The sequence below is a fragment of the Pseudoalteromonas sp. P1-13-1a genome, from assembly GCF_001401875.1.
In the GTDB taxonomy this organism is placed as follows: domain Bacteria; phylum Pseudomonadota; class Gammaproteobacteria; order Enterobacterales; family Alteromonadaceae; genus Pseudoalteromonas.
Window position 1 is genome coordinate 41,875 of record NZ_LKDV01000001.1, and the last position, 19,785, is coordinate 61,659.

At 41.5% G+C, this 19,785-nt stretch carries 19 protein-coding genes; 10 read left to right on the top strand and 9 right to left on the bottom strand.

The window, feature by feature from the left end:
* Position 1: 1 nt before the first annotated feature.
* A complete protein-coding gene (locus AN391_RS00185) occupies positions 2–877 on the top strand; it encodes a bile acid:sodium symporter family protein (RefSeq protein ID WP_055013505.1) in 876 nt (291 codons plus the stop codon).
* A gap of 63 nt (positions 878–940) precedes the next feature.
* On the opposite strand, the gene AN391_RS00190 is transcribed toward AN391_RS00185, so the two are convergent.
* Entirely contained in the window at positions 941–1,849 is a 909-nt protein-coding gene (locus AN391_RS00190) for a LysR family transcriptional regulator (RefSeq protein WP_055013506.1), read from the bottom strand.
* A gap of 117 nt (positions 1,850–1,966) precedes the next feature.
* On the opposite strand from AN391_RS00190, the gene AN391_RS00195 reads away from it, so the two are divergent.
* From AN391_RS00195 to AN391_RS00215, 5 genes are read left to right on the top strand one after another with little or no spacing between them, the layout of a single operon-like run.
* A complete protein-coding gene (locus AN391_RS00195) occupies positions 1,967–3,187 on the top strand; it encodes an acyl-CoA dehydrogenase family protein (RefSeq protein WP_055013507.1) in 1,221 nt (406 codons plus the stop codon).
* A gap of 9 nt (positions 3,188–3,196) precedes the next feature.
* Complete coding sequence (locus tag AN391_RS00200) at positions 3,197–4,018, top strand: SDR family oxidoreductase (protein WP_055013508.1); 822 nt, start codon at positions 3,197–3,199, stop codon at positions 4,016–4,018.
* 12 nt (positions 4,019–4,030) lie between these two features.
* Positions 4,031–5,104, top strand: coding sequence for a phosphotransferase family protein (locus AN391_RS00205; protein ID WP_055013509.1), 1,074 nt, complete (start codon positions 4,031–4,033; stop codon positions 5,102–5,104).
* Positions 5,104–5,808 carry a histidine phosphatase family protein gene (locus AN391_RS00210; RefSeq protein ID WP_055013510.1) on the top strand — a complete coding sequence of 235 codons (705 nt, stop codon included), beginning with the start codon at positions 5,104–5,106 and terminating at the stop codon, positions 5,806–5,808. Before AN391_RS00205 ends, AN391_RS00210 begins: the two co-directional genes overlap by 1 nt.
* 10 nt (positions 5,809–5,818) lie before the next feature.
* A complete protein-coding gene (locus tag AN391_RS00215) occupies positions 5,819–6,565 on the top strand; it encodes an SDR family oxidoreductase (RefSeq protein WP_200910084.1) in 747 nt (248 codons plus the stop codon).
* An 88-nt stretch (positions 6,566–6,653) separates the two neighbouring features.
* On the opposite strand, the gene AN391_RS00220 is transcribed toward AN391_RS00215, so the two are convergent.
* Positions 6,654–7,226: a hypothetical protein gene (locus AN391_RS00220; RefSeq protein WP_055013512.1), complete on the bottom strand. Its 573-nt coding sequence runs from the start codon at positions 7,224–7,226 to the stop codon at positions 6,654–6,656.
* A gap of 193 nt (positions 7,227–7,419) precedes the next feature.
* Here AN391_RS00220 and arfB point away from each other — a divergent pair, with 193 nt between their 5' ends.
* The gene (arfB, locus tag AN391_RS00230; RefSeq protein ID WP_055013514.1) at positions 7,420–7,833 is read left to right on the top strand and encodes an alternative ribosome rescue aminoacyl-tRNA hydrolase ArfB; all 414 of its coding nucleotides are present in this window, start codon (positions 7,420–7,422) and stop codon (positions 7,831–7,833) included.
* Between the two features lie 78 nt (positions 7,834–7,911).
* On the opposite strand, the gene AN391_RS00235 is transcribed toward arfB, so the two are convergent.
* From AN391_RS00235 to AN391_RS00255, 5 genes are all read right to left on the bottom strand, one after another.
* Positions 7,912–8,961 carry a DUF2955 domain-containing protein gene (locus tag AN391_RS00235; RefSeq protein WP_055013515.1) on the bottom strand — a complete coding sequence of 350 codons (1,050 nt, stop codon included), beginning with the start codon at positions 8,959–8,961 and terminating at the stop codon, positions 7,912–7,914.
* 10 nt (positions 8,962–8,971) lie between these two features.
* Positions 8,972–10,036 (bottom strand): HlyD family secretion protein, encoded by a 1,065-nt coding sequence (locus AN391_RS00240; protein ID WP_055013516.1) that lies wholly within the window; start codon positions 10,034–10,036, stop codon positions 8,972–8,974.
* Positions 10,037–10,044: 8 nt separating this feature from the next.
* Positions 10,045–10,518: a MarR family transcriptional regulator gene (locus AN391_RS00245; RefSeq protein ID WP_055013517.1), complete on the bottom strand. Its 474-nt coding sequence runs from the start codon at positions 10,516–10,518 to the stop codon at positions 10,045–10,047.
* Between the two features lie 120 nt (positions 10,519–10,638).
* Entirely contained in the window at positions 10,639–11,523 is an 885-nt protein-coding gene (locus AN391_RS00250) for a spermidine synthase (RefSeq protein ID WP_055013518.1), read from the bottom strand.
* Positions 11,516–12,139: a fused MFS/spermidine synthase gene (locus AN391_RS00255; protein ID WP_055013519.1), complete on the bottom strand. Its 624-nt coding sequence runs from the start codon at positions 12,137–12,139 to the stop codon at positions 11,516–11,518. Before AN391_RS00255 ends, AN391_RS00250 begins: the two co-directional genes overlap by 8 nt.
* 159 nt (positions 12,140–12,298) lie before the next feature.
* On the opposite strand from AN391_RS00255, the gene AN391_RS00260 reads away from it, so the two are divergent.
* On the top strand, positions 12,299–14,380 hold the full coding sequence (locus AN391_RS00260) for a TonB-dependent siderophore receptor (protein ID WP_055013520.1): 2,082 nt from the start codon (positions 12,299–12,301) through the stop codon (positions 14,378–14,380).
* 77 nt (positions 14,381–14,457) lie between these two features.
* Here the strand turns inward: AN391_RS00260 and AN391_RS00265 are convergent, their stop codons facing one another.
* Positions 14,458–15,333: a LysR family transcriptional regulator gene (locus AN391_RS00265; RefSeq protein ID WP_055013521.1), complete on the bottom strand. Its 876-nt coding sequence runs from the start codon at positions 15,331–15,333 to the stop codon at positions 14,458–14,460.
* Positions 15,334–15,440: 107 nt separating this feature from the next.
* Between AN391_RS00265 and AN391_RS00270 the strand changes: the two genes are divergently transcribed.
* A complete protein-coding gene (locus tag AN391_RS00270; protein WP_055013522.1) occupies positions 15,441–16,121 on the top strand; it encodes a hypothetical protein in 681 nt (226 codons plus the stop codon).
* Positions 16,122–16,255: 134 nt separating this feature from the next.
* Positions 16,256–17,230 carry a transposase gene (locus AN391_RS00275; RefSeq protein WP_055013523.1) on the top strand — a complete coding sequence of 325 codons (975 nt, stop codon included), beginning with the start codon at positions 16,256–16,258 and terminating at the stop codon, positions 17,228–17,230.
* Between the two features lie 426 nt (positions 17,231–17,656).
* On the opposite strand, the gene AN391_RS00280 is transcribed toward AN391_RS00275, so the two are convergent.
* The gene (locus tag AN391_RS00280) at positions 17,657–19,738 is read right to left on the bottom strand and encodes a TonB-dependent hemoglobin/transferrin/lactoferrin family receptor (RefSeq protein WP_055013524.1); all 2,082 of its coding nucleotides are present in this window, start codon (positions 19,736–19,738) and stop codon (positions 17,657–17,659) included.
* Positions 19,739–19,785: the final 47 nt, after the last annotated feature.

Sequence of the window (19,785 nt, forward strand, 5' to 3'; positions counted from 1 at the left end):
TTTGAACGCATCATTTTTAACAGAAATCATACTCCCCCTCGCGCTTGCCCTTATTATGTTTGGCATGGGGCTTGGGCTTACACTTGACGACTTTACGCGGCTTTTTAAAAAGCCCATAGCAATTGCTATGGGCTTAGTGGGCCAAATTATTGCCATGCCGCTACTGGCTTTAGGCTTGTGTTATTTACTTAATTTACCCACGCCTATAGCAATAGGGTTAATGATTTTAGCCGCTTGCCCTGGCGGTACTATGTCGAACGTTGTAAGCCAACTGGCAAAGGCTAATTTAGCGCTGTCGGTAAGTTTAACCGCGGCCTCAACCGCTGTGAGTATTATTACCACACCGTTTATTATTGGCTTTGCCATGCACCAATTTGCCCCGCAAACTGATGCTAGTTTTTCTATATTAACCACATCACTCGGGCTATTTGTCATTACCTTAGTACCGGTAGCTATCGGCATAAGCCTGCGCCATTTTAAAAGCGAATTTGCGATTAAAAGCGAGCCGTTTTTTAGGCGTTTTTCGTTATTTTTTATGCTCGCCATGATAGCCGCACTCGTAATAAAAGAGCGCACCTTACTCATAAGCTCGCTTGATGTTGTATTTTGGGCCTGCCTTGCATTAAATATTGGCTCAATGATTATTGGTTTGCTCATAGCAAAACTTTCTAATCTTAACCTTACCGACTCACTAACACTGGGTATTGAGGTAGGGATTCAAAACGCATCGTTGGCGATTTTAATTGCTATAAGCTTTTTAAATAAGCCCGAATACGCAGTAACAGGCGGCGTATATGGCCTTGCCATGTTTATAGGCCCGCTGATATTAATTGCTGCGCTAAAAATTAAAAACAAGCGCGCACAAATTACGTTATAACCCTTAAATAATGCTTACAAAACGCCAAACCTAGCCCGCTAAGTTCGGCGTTTTTTGTATTAATTAACGCTTAAAAATGTTTTCTACTTGGCTTCGTAGCCACATTAGTGCCTCGTCCTTATCGGTGTTTTGGTGCCAATATAAATGCTGGTAAATAGCAGGCATAGTAGTAGGTACCGACCTTGCTATAAGCGACTCATCAAGCAATTGACTTGCAACCAATGAGGGCAAGGTGAGCAAAAATGGCGAGCTTTTAATAACCTCTTTCGCTGCAAAATACGTTTGGCAGCGCATGGCTACCTCACGGTTGAAGCTCAACTGCAATAAGGCTATGTCTTCAATTACGGTGCCGGTGGCTCTGTTTGAAACCGCTACATGTTTAGCGCTTAAGTAATTTTCAATATTTAACTCATTTTTTAGTGGGTGATTTTTTTTCATTAATACACAAAAATGATCGCTAGAAAGTACGGCATGACTAATCGGCGCTTTTATTGGCCGTGCTACATCTATGGCCATGTCAATTTGGTGATTAGCCAATTGTTTGTGCATGTCGTCGCGGTTTAGTTTAACGCTTGCAAGACTCGCGTTGGGCGCGTGTTTTGCAATTATTAACTGTAATTTTGGCAGCACTATGGGCTCAATGGCATCGTGAAGGGCAATTTTAAATGTTTGCGCTGTGGTCGCTAAGTCAAAATCGCCACAGGCTTGCAGTACTTGGCGTAACTTTTCGAGTAAATCTATTAGCTCGGGTGCCATACGTTGGCACGCAGGGGTTGGTACCATTAGTTGCCCTTGGCGCTCAAATAACGGATCGTTTAATACACTGCGCAAACGTTTTATAGCATGGCTTACCGCAGAGGGCGTTATGTATAGCACCTTTGCGGTTTCGCTCATGTTTTTTTCGCGGTAAAGGCACTCAAAAATTTTAAGTAAATTTAAGTCTAACTGCTGAATATTTTTAGCTTCAATCACGGTTTATTACCCATATATTATGAATTTGATTCACAGTACTTTGGTAATATATTTCATTTAATTCATTAGGGCGAATGTTTTATGCTGGGTTAACTAAAAAATAATCAGGCAACCCTAATGAATTTTGAACCAAGTCAAAAAAGCCAAGACTACCTAAAGCGTGTTACCGCCTTTATGGATGAACATGTATTGCCAATTGAGCAAGCGGTAGTTGCGCATAACCATACTAAAAATAATTCAAACGATTGGACTACTTGGCAGCTAAGTGAGCACATAGAACCATTAAAAGCGAAAGCAAAAGCAGCAGGCCTGTGGAATTTATTTTTACCCGATACAGAACTAGCACAAGGTTTAACCTGCCTAGAATACGCCCCTATTGCAGAGCAAATGGGTAAATGTTTATTTGCCTCAGAAATATTTAACTGTAACGCCCCCGACACCGGCAATATGGAAGTACTTTATCACTTTGCAAATGATGAGCAAAAACAACAATGGTTAACGCCTTTATTAAATGGCGAAATACGCTCTGTATTTGCCATGACCGAGCCCGATGTCGCCTCGTCAGACGCTACAAACATGCAAGCAACTATTGATACTGATGGCGACGAGCTGATTTTAAATGGCAAAAAATGGTGGACCACCGGCCTTGGCCACCCTAATGCACAAGTGGCTATTTTTATGGGGCTTTCTAACCCCGAAAACGATAAACACAGCCAGCACTCCATGGTACTTGTGCCATTAAACACGCCAGGTGTAAATATTAAACGTATGCTAAGTGCCTGTGGCGATTTTGATGCGCCATATGGCCACGGCGAAATGGAATTTAATAACGTACGCGTACCAAAACAAAACCTTATTTTAGGGTTAGGCAAAGGTTTTGCCATTGCACAAGGGCGCTTAGGGCCTGGGCGAATTCATCATTGTATGCGCGCAATTGGCGCAGCAGAGCGCTGTTTAGAGCTCATGATTAAACGCGGGCTGTCGCGCAGCGCTTTTGGTAAACCGTTACTTAAATTAGGCGGCAATTTAGAACGCGTTGCGCAAGCGCGTATGGCAATAGATCAAGCCCGTTTATTAACACTGCACGCCGCATGGAAAATAGACACTCAAGGCGTTAAACACGCCATGACCGAAATATCGAGTATAAAAGTTGTAGTGCCCAATATGCTGCAAATGGTGTCTGATATGGCCATACAAGTATTTGGAGGCGCTGGGGTGTCGAGCGACTTTCCTATTGCCTCGTTTAATGCAATGGGGCGTATTTTACGCCTTGCCGATGGCCCAGACGAAGTACATATGAGCATGGTTTCACGCCTCGAACTTAACAAATACCGCTAAGGCAACACCATGAAAACACGACTAATAATAACAGGTGGGGCCACAGGCCTGGGCAAAGCATTAGCGCTTAGTTACGCGAGTAATTTGGGCGCAAACTTACAAATTTGTATTGCCGATATAAACGCCGAACGTGCAGCCATAACCATTAGTGAGCTACAAACACTAAAAGCCGATGCCTTTTTTTACGCCTGCGATGTAACCAAACAAACAGATGTAAAGGGGCTTTACGATATTATACAAACCAAATGGAAAGGCGTTGATATTGTTATTAATAACGCCGGCGTTGCCACTGGCGGCTCGCTTGAGGGCGAATCGCTTGAACAATGGCAGTGGATTATGGACGTTAATTTGCTCTCTATGGTGCGGGTGTGCAAAACGTTTTACCCGCAATTTAAGCAACAAGGCAGTGGCTACTTTATTAATATAGCCTCACAAGCAGGGCTGACCCCCATTCCGTTTATGAGCAGTTATAACGCAGTAAAGGCGGCGGTTATTGGCTTTAGCGAAACCCTAAAACTTGAACTCGCCCACGATAATATAGATGTAAGTGTTGTGTGCCCCAGCTTTTTTAAAACCAATCTTGATGAATCAATGCGCACCAGCGAACCGGCTATGAAAACTATGCTTAACCGCGCCTTTGAGCGCTCACGCATTAATGCCGAGCAAGTTGCAGATATTATTTATAAGCAGTCACTTAAACGCCCATTTTTAATATTGACCCATAAATTAGGTAAACAGGCCTTTTTAATGAAAAAACTACTCCCCATTGAGTGGTACATTAAAAACATGCTGAAAAAAACACGCTCTATGCAACGTTTAAAATCAAAATAATAAAGGCTAACAATGAACACACAATTATTAGATCAAGCCAAAAACGTACGCCAAGGCGAAGAGCTCGACACCCAAAAAGTAGATGCATGGCTTAAACAACACATACCGCAGTTAACTGGCGAGCCAAGCGTTACACAATACGCAGGGGGTGCCTCTAACTGGACATACTGCCTAGAGTATCCTAATCAATCCCTTATTTTGCGCCGTGCCCCAAAAGGCACAAAAGCCAAAGGCGCGCATGATATGGGTCGCGAGTTTAAATTACAACAAGCACTAAAACCGGTTTACAGCTATGTGCCAAACATGGAGGCGTTTTGCGCCGATGAAAGCATACTCGGCACCGACTTTTACGTTATGGAAAAGCTTACGGGGATTATTCCGCGTAAAAATTTACCGCGCGGATTAACGCACACTCCCGAGCGCACAAAACAGCTGTGCGAAAACGTACTCGACTGCCTAGTAGAGCTACACAAAGTAGATTTCAAACAGGCCAATTTAAGCCATTTAGGCAAAGGCGAAGGCTACACACAGCGCCAAATTAGCGGCTGGAGTGAACGCTACACTAAAGCTAAAACATGGAACGTACCAAGCGGCAAAAAAGTAATTAAATGGCTTGAAAACAACATGCCAAGCCATGAGCGCATTTGTATAACACATAACGACTTTAGGTTTGATAACGTTGTGCTTGATGCAACCGACTACACGAAAGTTCTGGGTATTTTAGACTGGGAGCTTGCCACCCTTGGCGACCCATTGATGGATTTAGGCAATACATTGGCTTACTGGGTAGAACCCGGGGATGACTTTTTAGCCCAAGCCACGCGCCGCCAACCTACCCATTTAGAGGGCATGCTAACGCGCAAAGAAGTCGTGGCCTACTACTGTAAAAAAATGGATATAACCGTAGATGATTTTACCTTTTACGAAGTGTATGGGCTATTTAGGCTTGCAGGCATAGTGCAGCAAATTTATTACCGCTATCACCATGGGCAAACAAAAAACCCCGCGTTTAAAAACTTTTGGGTGTTTGTACATTACCTTTTATGGCGCTGTAATAAAGCCATTAAAAACCAAGGAAAAGCCTAATGTGTATTTTATATTTAGTGCGCCACGGGCAGGCCAGCTTTTCTGCTGATAATTACGATACGCTCTCAAAAAAAGGGCAACAGCAAGCCACATTACTTGGTGAGTACTTAATACAAAAGCAGCTAAAGCCCGATATGGTATTTGCAGGGAGTATGCTGCGCCATAATCAAACCGCAGAGTTAAGTTTAGCAAGTGCTAATAATGCGCCTGTGGTAATAAACGATGCGCGTTTAAACGAGTACGATCATGAACATATTTTAGCGGTTTATAACCCAGCACTTGCCACCCCAAGCCAAGTGCGTACTGCACTTAGCAAACAAGCCGACCCAATGGAGTATTTTAAAACGGTATTTATTAGCGCCATAAAGCAATGGGTACTCAATCCCGACAGCACTCAATATAACGAAAGCTTTAATGCATTTACTGCACGTGTATTGGGTGCCCTTGAGCAAATAGCCAATGAAAACCATGGTAAAAAAGTGCTTATTTATACCTCTGGCGGGCCTATTAGCATTATTACCAGCCATTTAATGGGGCTAAAGCTCGAGCACTTTATTGATATAAATTGGAGCTTAGTAAATGCAGGCGTAACCAAAGTAGTGGCGCGCGGCAAAGGGGCAAACCGTAAATTAGGCATTAGCAGTTTAAACGAGCATCACTTTTTAGAGTGCCACCCACAACAAAAATTAATTACATACACCTAAGGATTTAATTATGCGCAAAAATATACTAATAACAGGTGCAAGTTCAGGCTTAGGCAAAGGCATGGCAAAAGAGTTTGCAAAACAAGGCTATAACCTTGCCTTATGTGCACGGCGCTTTGAGCTACTAGAGCAGCTAAAAAGCGAGCTTGAACAGGTAAACCCCAATATAACCATTAGCATAAAAGTGCTTGATGTAAACGATCACGAGCACGTGTTTAGCGTATTTAACGCCTTTAAAGAAGAGCTAAACGGCCTTGATAGAGTAATTATAAATGCAGGTATGGGCAAAGGTGCGTCTGTTGGTACAGGTTATTTTAATGCCAACAAACAAACCGCACAAACCAACTTTGTAGCCGCCCTTGCCCAAGCTGAGGCAGCAATGGAAATTTTTAGAGCGCAAAACCATGGGCATTTAGTGACTATTTCGTCTATTAGTGCTGTACGTGGTTTTAGGCGCGCCATGACCGTTTACGCTGCTACAAAAGCGGCTATTACTTCATTGAGCGAAGGCATACGCATAGATGTAATGCATACGCCTATAAAAGTAAGCTGTGTACACCCAGGTTTTATAAGAAGCGAAATAAACGAAAAAGTAAAAACAGTGCCATTTATTGTTGATACCGAAACCGGCTGCAAAGCACTGGTAAAAGCCATAAATAAAGAAAAAGCCAACAGCTTTGTGCCAACTTGGCCGTGGGCATTGCTGCATTGGGTTTTACGAATAGCACCGCTTAGTACAATTCGTAAAATGTCGTAATTATTTAAAATTTGGGCATTAAAAAAGGTGGTAAATACCACCTTTTGTGTAAGTGTTTACTTAACCTCAGTTTAGGTTATTTGTAAAATTATAGTAGTGCAAATATCTTTTGCAGCTGTGGCATGTACTCGCCCACAAGCTCAAGGTTGTTTTCGCTTACTAGTGGGTCAGTAGATTCTTCGGCCGCGCTTGAAGCTTTACCAAACGCACCCATTAGTGAGCTAGCATCACTGCTTTTGGCACTTTTAAGGCTTTGTAGGCCACCCATTACTTTATTTGCTGTTTCTTGGTTTTCAGCTGAAAGGCCCGATTTAAGGTTTTCGATGTAAGCCATAGATACTTCTGAACCCACAGAAACTAATTCTTCAGGCGAAAAACCGTAACGGTTAGTAATATCGGCAAAGCTTTTATATAAGCCTTGTTCCTTAATCATGCTTAATGCGCTATTAGCAAGCGAGCTTTGCTCTTCAACACTTTGCTCGGCAGAGCCACCTAGCATGCTTGCTAAATCAAGGTTTTTTAACGAATCTTGGCTACTAGCCCAGCTAGAAACAGCCGGTAGTGCTTTCATGTAGCTTTGTAACTGGCCTTCGCTAATATCTTCTGCAAGGCTTGAAAAACTCATTGCTAATAAGCTAAGAGATACAAGTATTTTTTTCATGGGGCTTTTCCTATTATTTATTTAACGCTATTTAAAACTAAATGTAAGCGCTTGCCAATACATAACTAAAGTAACAGGTGTATTTAGGTTATAAAGTAGTATAAATACTTTAAAGTGCTGTAACTTAAGCTGATTCAGCACAAATATAGCTACTAATGTTATACTGCATTTTTGTCGATAAGAGCTGAACGTAATGTTAACTATTTCAAATACTGTCACTATAGATGAATGGGAACTAGAGCTAACCGCTATTCGTTCGCAAGGTGCCGGTGGCCAAAACGTTAACAAAGTAGCCAGTGCCATTCATTTGCGCTTTGATATTAACCGCTCAAAGTTACCCGATTTTTACAAAGAACGACTATTAAAGCTAAACGACTCTCGAATCACCAAAGAGGGCGTAGTGGTAATTAAAGCTCAAAGCTTTCGCACCCAAGAGCTAAACCGGGAAGATGCACTAAAGCGTTTAAAAGATTTAATTTTAAGTGCAACTAAAGTAAATAAAGCCCGCCGTGCAACCAAACCAAGCCGCAGCTCTCAGCGAAAACGCATGGATAAAAAAACCAAGCACGGGCAAACCAAAGCCCTGCGCGGCAGCATTAAGTTTTAATTCTAAGTTTAAAAATATATAGCTCACAACATTGAAAATTACGCCTACAGCTTTTATTTAGCCATAGGCGTCAGTGGGTTATTCGTAGGTATGATGACGAGTTGCACTAAAACGGTTTAATATATGATGCATTATGTAAACTGCACATAAGCTTGCCACAATAGCCACTGCTACAGAGCTAAAGCGATACAGCGCGCTGTAAACTAAATCTTGCCCTGGGCCAAGAGAGTTGCCAAACAAAATACCAAAGGTAGTTAGTACGCCAAACCCTATGCCCGGAGCGCCGCCACCTATAATATGAAAGCGGCTAAACACAAACGAAAGCGTCCATAGTATAAGTACCGGAAACAATAAAAAGTCGGTGTGGTTATACAATAACACTTGCGCTAACAACGCCGCATTACAGCCAATCAAAGTGCCAACAGCACGCTGCCAACCTGCCATACCTGCGGCTTTCCAGCACAAAGAAAACAATATAAGCACCGAAGATGCCTGCGCCGATATTGAATCTTGCAAATCAAGCACCTGAAATACTACAAACGAAAGCGTAGCGACCGTAGCGCACAGTAGTACCTCATGGCGAATACTCTCTTTTGCCTTTGCAGGTACCGCTCTCACGGCACGCGCGGTTACATCAGGAAAAATACCGTGCATAGCAAAAGCGATAGCCGTAGAGAGTAGGGTTGCCAAACCATTACTTAAAATAAGTGGGTAAACACTACTTGTACCGGTTACATAGCTTGAAAAATGCAACTGAATAGATAACCCCACCACACCTAATGCGCCAAATAAAAAAGCCGCACCTGAGCTCATTTGATAAAACAAAAAGCAAAACGCTAAAAATACAATAATGGTCATTAAAACAGGTAAATGCGAAAACAAGCCCTGCATAATTAACACCATAGGAATACTAATGGCGGCACTGGCTAAAAACTGGCGCACAATGTGTTTATTTAACACAGGCACTAAACCGAGTAGCAACATAGGGTAAACAGTAAAAAATATACCGTATGGCCAGTTCATTAACTTACTAATAGTAAACCCTAAGGTGCAACCGCCGGCTATGCGTAGCGCTTGGCGTAACCCATTTGAGTCTAATTGAGGTGCTTGGCTAACTGCTTGAGTCATACTCCCTCCATCAATAAATGTAGTGTAACCAGCTAATAAACCTAATTTGCGCCGATGCTAACCACTGCCCAATTGTTGACTCTGGCAATAGTTGTACAGTAGCACGTGCGCCACTTGGCATATTTGCAATTAATTTGGCGTTATTTGGCATCACTAAATGAATACGCTGACGCTGTGCATCGCGTACCCAACGATTACTGGTTTCGGTGCTACTTAGCGCGCCATTGGCGTTGAGTTGCCCATCGCTAACACCTGCCTCAAATGTGCTTATATACGCGTTGTAAACCTCACCTGGGCGGCTATCAAATACCACTCGTGCTTGGCTGCCAGGCTTCATATTGAGTAATGATTTTTCTCTAAAATCGGCAACTAGGTCGGCTTTGTTTGCCACAATAGCTAATAGCGGGCTACCGGTTACAGCATATGCGCCGTCAAGAAGTTGTAAGTTAGACACCACACCCGCACTTAGCGCACGTACTTGGGTGTAGGATAAGTTAAGCTCAGCCTGTGCTAATTGGTTTGCAGCGTGGCGAAGCGCTAAATTTTGCGCACCGCTTTCGCCACGGGCAAGTACAGCCTCGGCCAATTGCGCTTCTAATGAGGCGACATTTGATTTACTTGCTTCAAAGTTAGCTTTAATGCTTTCAAGCTCTTGCTCAGAAATAGAGCGTTGCTTATATAATGCTTCGCCACGATTATTGAGTAATTGCTGTTCGTGTAGCTTTGCTTTGGCCGCCGAAATTTGCGCCTCAAGTGCTTTTACGTTGGTATCTAGGCGTTTGTTTTGTAATTTGGCGTCGTCGAGGGCGAGCTGTGCTTGCTCTAGTGCTAATTTATACGGTTTTGGGTCTATTTCAAATAGTACATCGCCCGCTTTTACAGTTTGGTTATTAGCTACTAATACGTTAGTTACACGGCCACTTATTTGCGGTGCTATTTGCACAACAGGGTGATAAACCCGTGCCTGTGGTGTTACCGGCATGAACATGTCGGCCATTAAATAATAAATAAATACAATTACAAAAGCCCCTAATGAGAGCCTTACATAACGTGTAAATTTTTGATCCGGGGTCATTACGTGCTTTACCCTTTAACTTGGTTTTGAATACAGTTTAGTGCGTTTTTTTCTATTTCAACTATGCCTCGCGCGAGTGCGTCGAGCTGCTCAGTGCTTAAACCGCTGTAAAGCTGGCTTTTAATATCAACGAGCTTTTTGTTTAGCGACTGTAAAACAGAGCCGCCTTTATTAGTAAAGTAAATCTTTTTACTGCGTTTATCGTGCTCATCTACTTTACGGGTAATTAATTGCTGCTCTTCTAATTGTTTTAATGTGCGGGTAAGAGAGGGCATTTCTATCCCTAAGCTATTAGCAAGCTCAAGTTGTGTTAATCCTTCGCCATGCATATCAATATGCATGAGGGCGGTCCAACGTGATTGCGTAAGTCCTAAGGGCTCTACTGCGATGGTAACTGCTTCGCGGCATAGCCTATGAACCCGGCCCATATTACCAATTAAGGTTAAATCGAGCGTTTCGTGAAAAGGTTTTTGAGTCGTCATCACCACTCCAAATTAGTTAGCATGCTAAGCATTTTAACATTAGTTAGCGTGCTAAGTAAATGCGAGGTATTTTTCAAAATAAAAAAGCCCCAAAACTGGGGCTAAGTAAATTCTGTACGTTTAAAAATTAAGAAGGTTAGCTGGGGAGTATTGGTCGGTCAGTATTTTGGTGTTAGCAGGCCAGTCTTGGTTGTTTTTGGTGCTTTGCATATAGGTGCTTATTGCTTTTATATCTACATCGTATTTTTTTAAACGTGGCGCAAGGGCTTTAATACGCTTGTTAAGTTGCGCCTGGGTTGGCATAGTTTTAACGCCTGCTAAAATAATACGGTTAGAGCGGTTAGGGCGGCTTACGTTTATAAAGTCACCAAATACGCTATGGTACGTTGCCGACTCGTGCACGTATAACTTGCTGCTCGAAAACGTATTAGCTGCAATAACACCGCCTTCGGCCAGCACGCTTTTAACTTCTTCAAAAAACTCTTTAGTAAGCAAATGCTCTGGAATGTAGTCGCCATTGAATGCATCAAGAATAATCCAGTCGTACTTTTGCTTTTTAATAGCGGCGCGTTTAATAAATATACGGCCGTCTTGGACGCTTGATGTAACGTTGTCGGTTTCTATAAAATTAAAATAATCGCGGGCTACTTTTAAAACGGCTGGGTCTATTTCAACATTATGAATTTTAGCCGCAGGGTAAAGCTCATGAATAACATTAGAAAGTGTCCCGCCACCTAGTCCTATAATAAGCACGTTTTTGGGATTTTCGGTTACTAACAAACTGGCAAAAGTAAGCTTGGTGTAGTTAAAAACCAGTTTGTCGGGGTCGTTTTTATACATGCAGCTTTGGCTGGTTTGGCTACTTTTTGTATTAAATTTTAAGCAGCGTAAGTCACGAGTTTCATCAACAATAATATTGCGATATAAAGAGCGCTCCTCGTGTATTACATTGCTTAGCGCCGCGGTTGAGAACACACTGACAACTAAGAGCAAATATTTAAGCATGAGCCAACTCCTTATTACCTGCCAAGCTATTAATAACTATAGCTAGTACGCCAAGTAAACCAAGCGTAGAAGCAAACGCGCTAATTATAGTATTTACATCAAACGCCAGTACAAAGTAAAACGAGGTAATAATAGTGCCAAGAGCACTACCTAGCGTGCTTACAAAATATAAAATACCCGCCACTTGTCCGCTTTTTTCGCTATCGGTAACTAACAAACGCACCGAGTAAGGCGAGATCATGCCTAAAATTACCGTTGGAACAAAAAATAAAGCTGTAGAGGCAAGCAATGAACCATAGCGTGTGTCTTCAATGTGGGTAAAAATAAATTCCATTATTGGTTGCGAAAACAGCGCAATAGGCACCACCATAATACTGGCGGTTAAAAATATTAAACCATACTTTGTAAGCGATGCATTTTTAGTACTGAGCTTACCACCCAGTAAATAACCAAAAGAAAGGCTAAGCATAAATACGGTAATTATACTGCCCCAAATATGCACACTACTGCCAAAAAAAGGCGCTAATATGCGCCCACCTAAAAGCTCAATACCCATAATGCAAAAACCACTGCAAAAGGCTAAAAAGTAAATTAATGCGTTTGTTTTTATGCTCATAAAATTATCGTTATGTAACCTAAATAGAACACCATACTAACGTGATGTATACAAAGCTGCTAATGCAATTTTTAAATTCAAAAAAGTCTTTTTGTTATAAAGTAACACATGCTAAACTTATCGTTATAATATCACATTTGTTTATTCTCTATTATCATCATGAAGTACTCTTTAATTTACTTAGCCTGTTTGGGCATTAGTGCGCAAACACTTGCACAAGCGCAAACCGACGAAATTGAAAAAATATCGGTTACTTATAAACAAGCATACCGTGGCGACATTCCTCAAAAGCAAATGCCGCAATCTATTGTAAGTGTTAGCAGTGCTGCGCTTGATCAAAAAGGCATTACTGAATTACAAGACGCGCTTGATTTTTCGGCGAGTATTTCTCGCAAAAATAACAGCGGTGCATTATGGGATAGCTTTTCTATTCGTGGCCTTTCGGGTAACGAAAACATGCCATCGGGCTATTTAATTAATGGCTTTAGCGGTGGGCGTGGTTTTAGCGGCCCGCGTGATGTATCCAACATTGAATATATAGAGGTTTTAAAAGGCCCGGGTTCAGCACTTTATGGACGCTCAGAGCCCGGCGGTACTGTTAATATTGTGACTAAAAAGCCACAGTTTGATTCTCAAGGTGAGCTAAAACTAAGCTTAGGCAACGACAGCTTTAACCGTATTGAAGGCGATTACACAAGCGGCATTAACGATACCACTGCGTTTAGAATTAATGGCGCGTGGCAAGATAGCGACAGCTACCGCGATGAGGTGTACACCAATAAAAAGGTGATTACGCCGTCTGTTTATCATCAAATAAACGCATCGACCAGTGTGACTTATGAGTTTGAATACGTAGATTTAGCCCAGCTATTTGACCGTGGCGTTGTTGTTCTTAATAACGATTTTAACACCGTACCAAACTCGCGCTATTTAGGTAATCCAAACGATGGCGACACGCAGGTGTATTCGCGCGGTCATCAAATTACATTAAATCATGACATTAACGACGAATGGTCACTTGTTATAGGTGCAAACTATCGCAGCTCTACATTAACGGGGTTTTCGTCGGATGCTGAGCTTTCGCCGTCGCGCCAATCGTTATTTGACGATGGCCGCACACTTACTCGCCAACAGCGCTATCGCGACTACGAAGTAGAAGACACAAGCGTTAAATTTGAAGTTAGCGGCAGTGTAGATACAGCAGGCATTACGCACCACTTATTAATAGGTGCCGATGCATATAAATACGATTTACGTACAGCGCTTTCACGCTACCGTGGCGGTAATGGTACCTATACTGTTGATATTTTTGAGCCAAACTACGATGTTGAACGCCCAGCAGTTAGCTTGCTTTACGAAAACGACGAAGAGCAAAACGCATACGGTATTTATGTTCAAGACCAAATGGATATTACCGACAAATTTAAGCTATTAGTTGGCCTAAGGTTTGACAGCGTTGACCAAGACATTTTAGAAACCAACAGCGGCGTGTTTTCAACCAGCTCTGAAAGCCAAGTAAGCCCGCGCGTTGGCGTAGTATACGAGCTAAGTAATGCATTAACGTTATACAGTAGTTACTCAGAAGGCTTTTTACCACTGAGTGGCACTGATGCAAGCGGCGACCCGTTTGGCTTTGAATACAGCGACTCGTTTGAAGTTGGCGCTAAGTTTGAGTACCTAGGCGTAAACGGTACTGTGGCTATTTTTGACGCGTCTAAAAGTAATATGTTAGTGGCAGACCCTGTAAACGTTGGTTTTTCAGCCCCTATTGGTAAAGCCGATAGCAAAGGGTTTGAGCTTGATTTAAACACCTATATTACTGATGCAACCGCGTTTAACTTATCGTACGCCTATATAGATGCCACCACAGCAAACGACATTATTAATGCCGATTGGGGCGTACCAATTGAAAAAGGCAGCCCGCTGGTTAATGTGCCAAAAAATAACCTAAACCTTACGCTTAGCCATCAAACAGCATTAATGGGCAAAGAGCTAGAGTTTGGCGCAAGTTACCAATACACAAGTAGCCGTTTAGGTGATGCCGCCGATTTAAGTTTTAGGCTACCAAGCTACCAATTAGTAGGCGTGTTTGGCAACGTAAACTTAACCGAGCAAACCGAGCTTAGTATGAGTGTTAATAACATTTTTGATGAAGATTACGCCGAAAGCAGCTACAACGCTTTATGGGTTTACCCAGGTGCGCCAACTCAATTTAAAATGTCGTTAGCGTATAATTTTTAATAGCTAGCAAATTAAAGTTTTCATCCTAAAGCGTCTTAATGTAGTGGTTAAGGCGCTTTATATTTTTAAGCGCTTTTTTATAAAGAATGCATAAGTTTATTAAGCCAACCATCGGCCTTTGAGGGTTTGTATATCATTACAATGCTTTCACTGTAGTGACTGTTAACCCCCTTTACAGTTAATTTTGTAAGCCCTAAATCATCAATCACAAAGTTTGGTAAATACGCCAACGCCAAGCCACTTTGCACAACCTCTATTAACGCACTGTAGTCGCTACATCTAAAAACAATATTGCGCGGGGCTATTTCATCTTGCCAGCCGTCGGAGCCTATACCTTGCTCTAAGCCGCATAACGGTGAAAACAAAGGGCATGCAAAAGCCGTCTGCAGTAATTGGTTTTTACTAAGCGTTAATACCCCTTTTTGAACTAGCTGATGCGAAGTGTGCGCAGCCACACTAAACCCAGTATAAAATACATCAACCGCCACTAAATTACTATGTGAGCTATTATTTAGTGCCTCGCGAGTAACTAGCGCAATATGCGCCGAGCCAGACGCAACTTGGCTTATGGCTTCACCTTCAAATACATTATTAATACGCACCGAGCAGGGCAGGTTACTAAGAGGGGTAAGCAGCTTTTTAAGGCCACTTTTAAGTAACATGGCAGGGCCTGCAATAACCGCATTAAATTTATGATTATCACTTTTAAAACGGCTAGTGAGCTGCTGGTAATTATGAACTAAATCGCTACTGTGCTTAACAAACTCTTTGCCTTTATCATTAAGTACTAAGGTTTTACCCACACGGTTAAACAGCTCTGTGGCTAAATTTGCCTCAACCTTTTTTAGCGTTTTAGACAGCGCTCCTGGGGTAATATTAAAATGTTTAGCGGTTGTATGCAGATTTTGCGAACCCGCCATATGTATTACTTTTTCAATGTCATCTAAATGCATAGCGCCAAGCCGTATTAATTAAAAAGAAACAACTAGCTACTTATTATCGATTATTTATACATAAAAACCAGCTTATAGTAGCGCTATATTTATTTTTGAGCATTAACATGAAATACATACTGCTATTTTTTATTTTATTTTCAAGCTCAGCGCTTGCAAATACACCTCAACAAAACACGCATAACACACACAAAGCCCACAGCTACGTGGGATTTCATGGTATGGCGCTTATATTAGCGGGCGATAAAGTACTGGCTAGCCACATGCCGTTATACGCCCCTCCACACGACTACCAAATTGTGTATGAAGTAACTACAGATGACACCCACTTTAATACAATCAAAAGTGTTTTAAAAAAAGCAGCAAACGAGCAAGGTCAGATCACTATTTTACCCACCAAATTTGATTTGAACTTATTAATAAATAAAAAGACACCCACCTTAAATGTAACTGTATTTAACGGGCATTTTGAGCGCGGTGGCAACGCATTGTTTGCAACAAAGTTAACGTTTAAAAAACCGTTATATGTGAAAAAACTCGCTATAACTAAACCCAAAAAAACAGAGTTTGATTTAATAAAGGTTTCAGCAACGCAAGGCTTGGTAATTCATAAAATACAAAGCAAGCCAAGCTATGACTCAATAAGCTTAGTACCTTTGCGAAATGGTAAATATAACGCAGAGTTAAAGTGTCATACTGCGATAAATACTGCACTTAAAAGTAAGCTAGAGGCCTGTTTTAAAAATGCGCCGAGTTATTTAGAAACCCGAGACTTTACAGTTTTATAAAGTGTAACTATTTAGTAAGTTTAAGATGATGAAGAGCTAAAAGTTTACATTTACAATGACACCCACTGTTAATTTTGTACTTTAGCCATTTAGCAACTAAAATTTATTTAGCTTAATAAACAAACAGGCGCTACATGGTTATTGCAAGAAAACGCCAAATAAGTTTGGCTGATACAAAATACTATCACTGTATTTCGCGCTGTGTACGCAATGCTTATTTATGCGGCGAAGACTCATTAACAGGCAAATCTTACGAACACCGAAGAGGCTGGGTAGAGCAAAAACTATTTAGCCTCGCTAAAATATTTTGTATTGATATTTGCGCTTACGCAGTTATGAGCAATCATACGCATATTGTACTTTATGTGGATGATAAAAAAGCAAATAGGTTAAATGACAAAGCCATAGTGCTGCGCTGGCATAAGCTTTGTAAAGGCACACCACTAACGCAAAAATTTTTACAAGGTGAGGAGCTTAGCAGTACTGAGCGCTATTTTTTAAGCCAAACTGTTATTCAATACAGAGAAAGATTATCTAGCATTAGCTGGTTTATGCGCGTTTTAAACGAACATATTGCCCGAAAAGCTAATAAAGAAGATAAATGCACTGGCCGGTTTTGGGAGGGGCGGTTTAAATCACAAGCTCTTCTTGATGAAGCAGCCCTTGCAGCTTGTATGGCTTACGTTGATTTAAATCCAATTAGGGCAAAAGCGGCTAAAACTCCTGAAAGCTCCAACTTTACAAGTGTGCAAAAACGTATTGAGGGCGCTAAAAATTCAAAGCAGCCCAAACAACTTTTAAAGTTTGCAGGTAAACCACGTAAATTTATGCCAAAAGGTTTACCGTTTGAGCTTAAATATTACCTTGAATTAGTTGAACTTACTGGGCGCATCATTCGCGATGATAAACCAGGGTTTATTGAAAGCACCCAACTCCCTTTATTAGAAAGAGTAAACATATCGCCAGAGAATTGGTTAAAACTCACTACTGACTTTACCCGCGTATTTCACGGTGCGGTAGGTAAACCGCAATCACATGTAAGTTATTGCGAACACTTAAATAAAAAGCGACGAGTAAATTATAGTAATTGTAAAAAGCTACTAGCCTAAAGCCTCCTTAATAGTTTAAAACTGCATAGCAGCAGGTTTAAGCATGCTCTTAATTTAGCTAACCACATACCTAACAACACATTTTTAAAATAACCGCCGTAAATGCCTCTAAATAAGCAATTAGCTTATGAGTTTTTAAAGTTGCCTGATTAATTAAGCCAATTTATTTAAAATTATGATGGGTGTCCTTCTAATTTAGTTATGGGTTATTCAAGTGGGTGTCTTATTAAGTTTATAAGCTTAGGTCGTTAACCCAATCAATCGATTGAAAAGTTAAGATGGGTGTCTCCTTATAATTATTCCAGTTAATACCGATAAGTTAAAATGGGTGTCATTTAAAAAAAATACCATTTAAAAAAAATAACAAGGCGCTGCAGCTTCACGCAGCATACAGCGCTTGTTGGCATGTAATGCGTTAAACGCTAATTAAAACTCATAGCTTATTTTGGCTGAAAAATTACGCCCAGGTTGGGTGTATTGGCTAAAGTCAGCACTTTGTGATTGCCCTGCAATTAGCTCAAAAGGGACATATTCTTTATCAAGCAAGTTAAGTACGCCTACATTTAACTGCCATGCCTGCCACTCGTAATTTGCGTATAAATCAACAACGCCGTAGCCATGTCCTTGGGTAGTTTTATCGCCGTTTGTATCAAGCACCACATCCGATTGCGATTTAGCTAAACGCCACGCAGCGGTCCAGTTAATATCGCCAAGCTCCGTGCTTAACAATACCGAGCCGTTTAGCGGGCTAATGCTGGTAAGTGGCTGATCGGTTTCTTTATTTTCACCATCAACATAGGCCACGTTTGCCTCTAGTAGTATATTTTCAGCAATATACATGGCAATTCCTCCTTCCACACCGCTTATTTGAGTTTCACTAATGTTTTGATACTGAAACAGCGTTTTGTTTACGCCAGGAATATATGTTGGCTCAACACCCACTACGGCGGTTTCAATAAAGTCATCGTATGCTGCATAAAAAGCACTTAAATTTACGCTAATATCGCTGCTGGCGTATCTTAACCCAAGTTCAAATGAGTCGCTGCTTTCAGGGTCTAAATCAGCGTTTGGTAATATTTGATAAAACGGTTCAACACCATGGCTTTGATAGGCTTGGTCGTGTGGCGGTATTTTAAAGCCTCGTACGTATTGCCCGTACCACGATAAGTTATCATCCACTTGGTAAATAACACCTAGTTTAGGCGAAAAAGCAGATTCGGTAATATCATCAAGCTGTGCATCCAAGTATAGCTCATCATTTTTAGCCTCTAGGGTGTAGTAATCATATCGCACACCTGCAATAACCGACCACGCACTGTTTTTAAACGACATACTATCTTGTACGTAGGCTCCTATTAAAGAGGTATCAGCCCCCGGGAATGCTTTTTGTTTTTGGTCTGTAAAATCAACCGTGCCATCAGCTAAAACACGGGTTTTAAAACGTGGGCGGGTGGTGTCGTATAAGTCTATATCAATCCCATATACCACTTCGTGATCGGTGGTTTCTCCTTTAAGTCCTTTATTAAATACCGCTTTTAAACCTAAAATATTTTGCTCAAAACGATAGTCGTTATAATCGGTGTAGGTGCTTGCACCGCTAATTTGGTCGCTTTGTTGCTCGTAACTACTGTAAGACACTTGCCCGTGCCATTTATCAAACGCCGCTGTTGCTACCTCTGAGTAGTAATCTAGCGCTAGTGACCAATTAGTGTCGTCTTCTTCGGTTTCTTGAACGGCGGGAGTAATTACTTGCTCAGTTGTTTGGTTAAAGTAATCAAGGGTGTATTTAACTGTGCGTTTTTCATCAAGCTGTTGCTCAAATTTAACTAATAAAGCGTCCGATTTCGCATCGTAGCCAGGTAAGTTTTCATCATAGTTTTGTACTTCTTCGCTGTCGCGGTGGCTATAAACGGCGCTTACAGCAAAGTCGCCTAAATCTTTTGCAGCGGTAATATCGGCGGCAACTTGGTTGCTTTGACCTTGATACCCAAGTGCCATTTTTACAAAGCTGCTGTTATCTTTTAAATAATCGCTTGGATCTTTGGTGGTTATAACCACAATGCCACCCAGTGCATCAGAGCCATACAAAGACGATGCTGCACCTTTGGCTACTTCTACTTGTTTTACGCCTGCAACATCAAAGTAATTGCGGCCAACTAAATACCCCCCTCCACCTGCGTAGCCATCGTTAGTGCGTCGGCCATCTTTTATAAATACAACACGGTTACCACCAACACCACGCACGGTAAGTGTTTGCGCGCCTGCGCCACTGCCTGTGGTTGCAATGCTAGGATCGTATTTAAACATGGTTTGTAAATCTACTGCTAGCTGGTGCTCTATGTCTTGTTCGGTAATAACCGTTACTGAGCCTGTTACATCTTTAAGCTTTTGTTCAAAGCGCGAGCCACTTACAACAATATGGTCGTCAATTATGTTTTCGGCAAATGCAGCACCCGAGCCAAGTAATAAGGTTGCTATAGCAGTAAATTTAAATGCAGAGGGATTCATTTCAACTCAAAATGATAATAGTTATTATTTATGGCGGAGATGTTACA

Bases quoted from the DNA above. Each gene is read 5' to 3' on its own strand.
- AN391_RS00200 (WP_055013508.1), top strand. From the start codon at position 3,197: ATGAAAACACGACTAATAATAACAGGTGGGGCCACAGGCCTGGGCAAA.
- AN391_RS00255 (WP_055013519.1), bottom strand. From the start codon at position 12,139: ATGAGCATAAAAACAAACGCATTAATTTACTTTTTAGCCTTTTGCAGT.
- AN391_RS00220 (WP_055013512.1), bottom strand. From the start codon at position 7,226: ATGAAAAAAATACTTGTATCTCTTAGCTTATTAGCAATGAGTTTTTCA.
- AN391_RS00215 (WP_200910084.1), top strand. From the start codon at position 5,819: ATGCGCAAAAATATACTAATAACAGGTGCAAGTTCAGGCTTAGGCAAA.
- AN391_RS00260 (WP_055013520.1), top strand. From the start codon at position 12,299: ATGAAGTACTCTTTAATTTACTTAGCCTGTTTGGGCATTAGTGCGCAA.
- AN391_RS00245 (WP_055013517.1), bottom strand. From the start codon at position 10,518: ATGACGACTCAAAAACCTTTTCACGAAACGCTCGATTTAACCTTAATT.
- AN391_RS00275 (WP_055013523.1), top strand. From the start codon at position 16,256: ATGGTTATTGCAAGAAAACGCCAAATAAGTTTGGCTGATACAAAATAC.
- AN391_RS00280 (WP_055013524.1), bottom strand. From the start codon at position 19,738: ATGAATCCCTCTGCATTTAAATTTACTGCTATAGCAACCTTATTACTT.
- AN391_RS00205 (WP_055013509.1), top strand. From the start codon at position 4,031: ATGAACACACAATTATTAGATCAAGCCAAAAACGTACGCCAAGGCGAA.
- AN391_RS00270 (WP_055013522.1), top strand. From the start codon at position 15,441: ATGAAATACATACTGCTATTTTTTATTTTATTTTCAAGCTCAGCGCTT.
- arfB (WP_055013514.1), top strand. From the start codon at position 7,420: ATGTTAACTATTTCAAATACTGTCACTATAGATGAATGGGAACTAGAG.
- AN391_RS00195 (WP_055013507.1), top strand. From the start codon at position 1,967: ATGAATTTTGAACCAAGTCAAAAAAGCCAAGACTACCTAAAGCGTGTT.
- AN391_RS00235 (WP_055013515.1), bottom strand. From the start codon at position 8,961: ATGACTCAAGCAGTTAGCCAAGCACCTCAATTAGACTCAAATGGGTTA.
- AN391_RS00265 (WP_055013521.1), bottom strand. From the start codon at position 15,333: ATGCATTTAGATGACATTGAAAAAGTAATACATATGGCGGGTTCGCAA.
- AN391_RS00250 (WP_055013518.1), bottom strand. From the start codon at position 11,523: ATGCTTAAATATTTGCTCTTAGTTGTCAGTGTGTTCTCAACCGCGGCG.
- AN391_RS00240 (WP_055013516.1), bottom strand. From the start codon at position 10,036: ATGACCCCGGATCAAAAATTTACACGTTATGTAAGGCTCTCATTAGGG.
- AN391_RS00210 (WP_055013510.1), top strand. From the start codon at position 5,104: ATGTGTATTTTATATTTAGTGCGCCACGGGCAGGCCAGCTTTTCTGCT.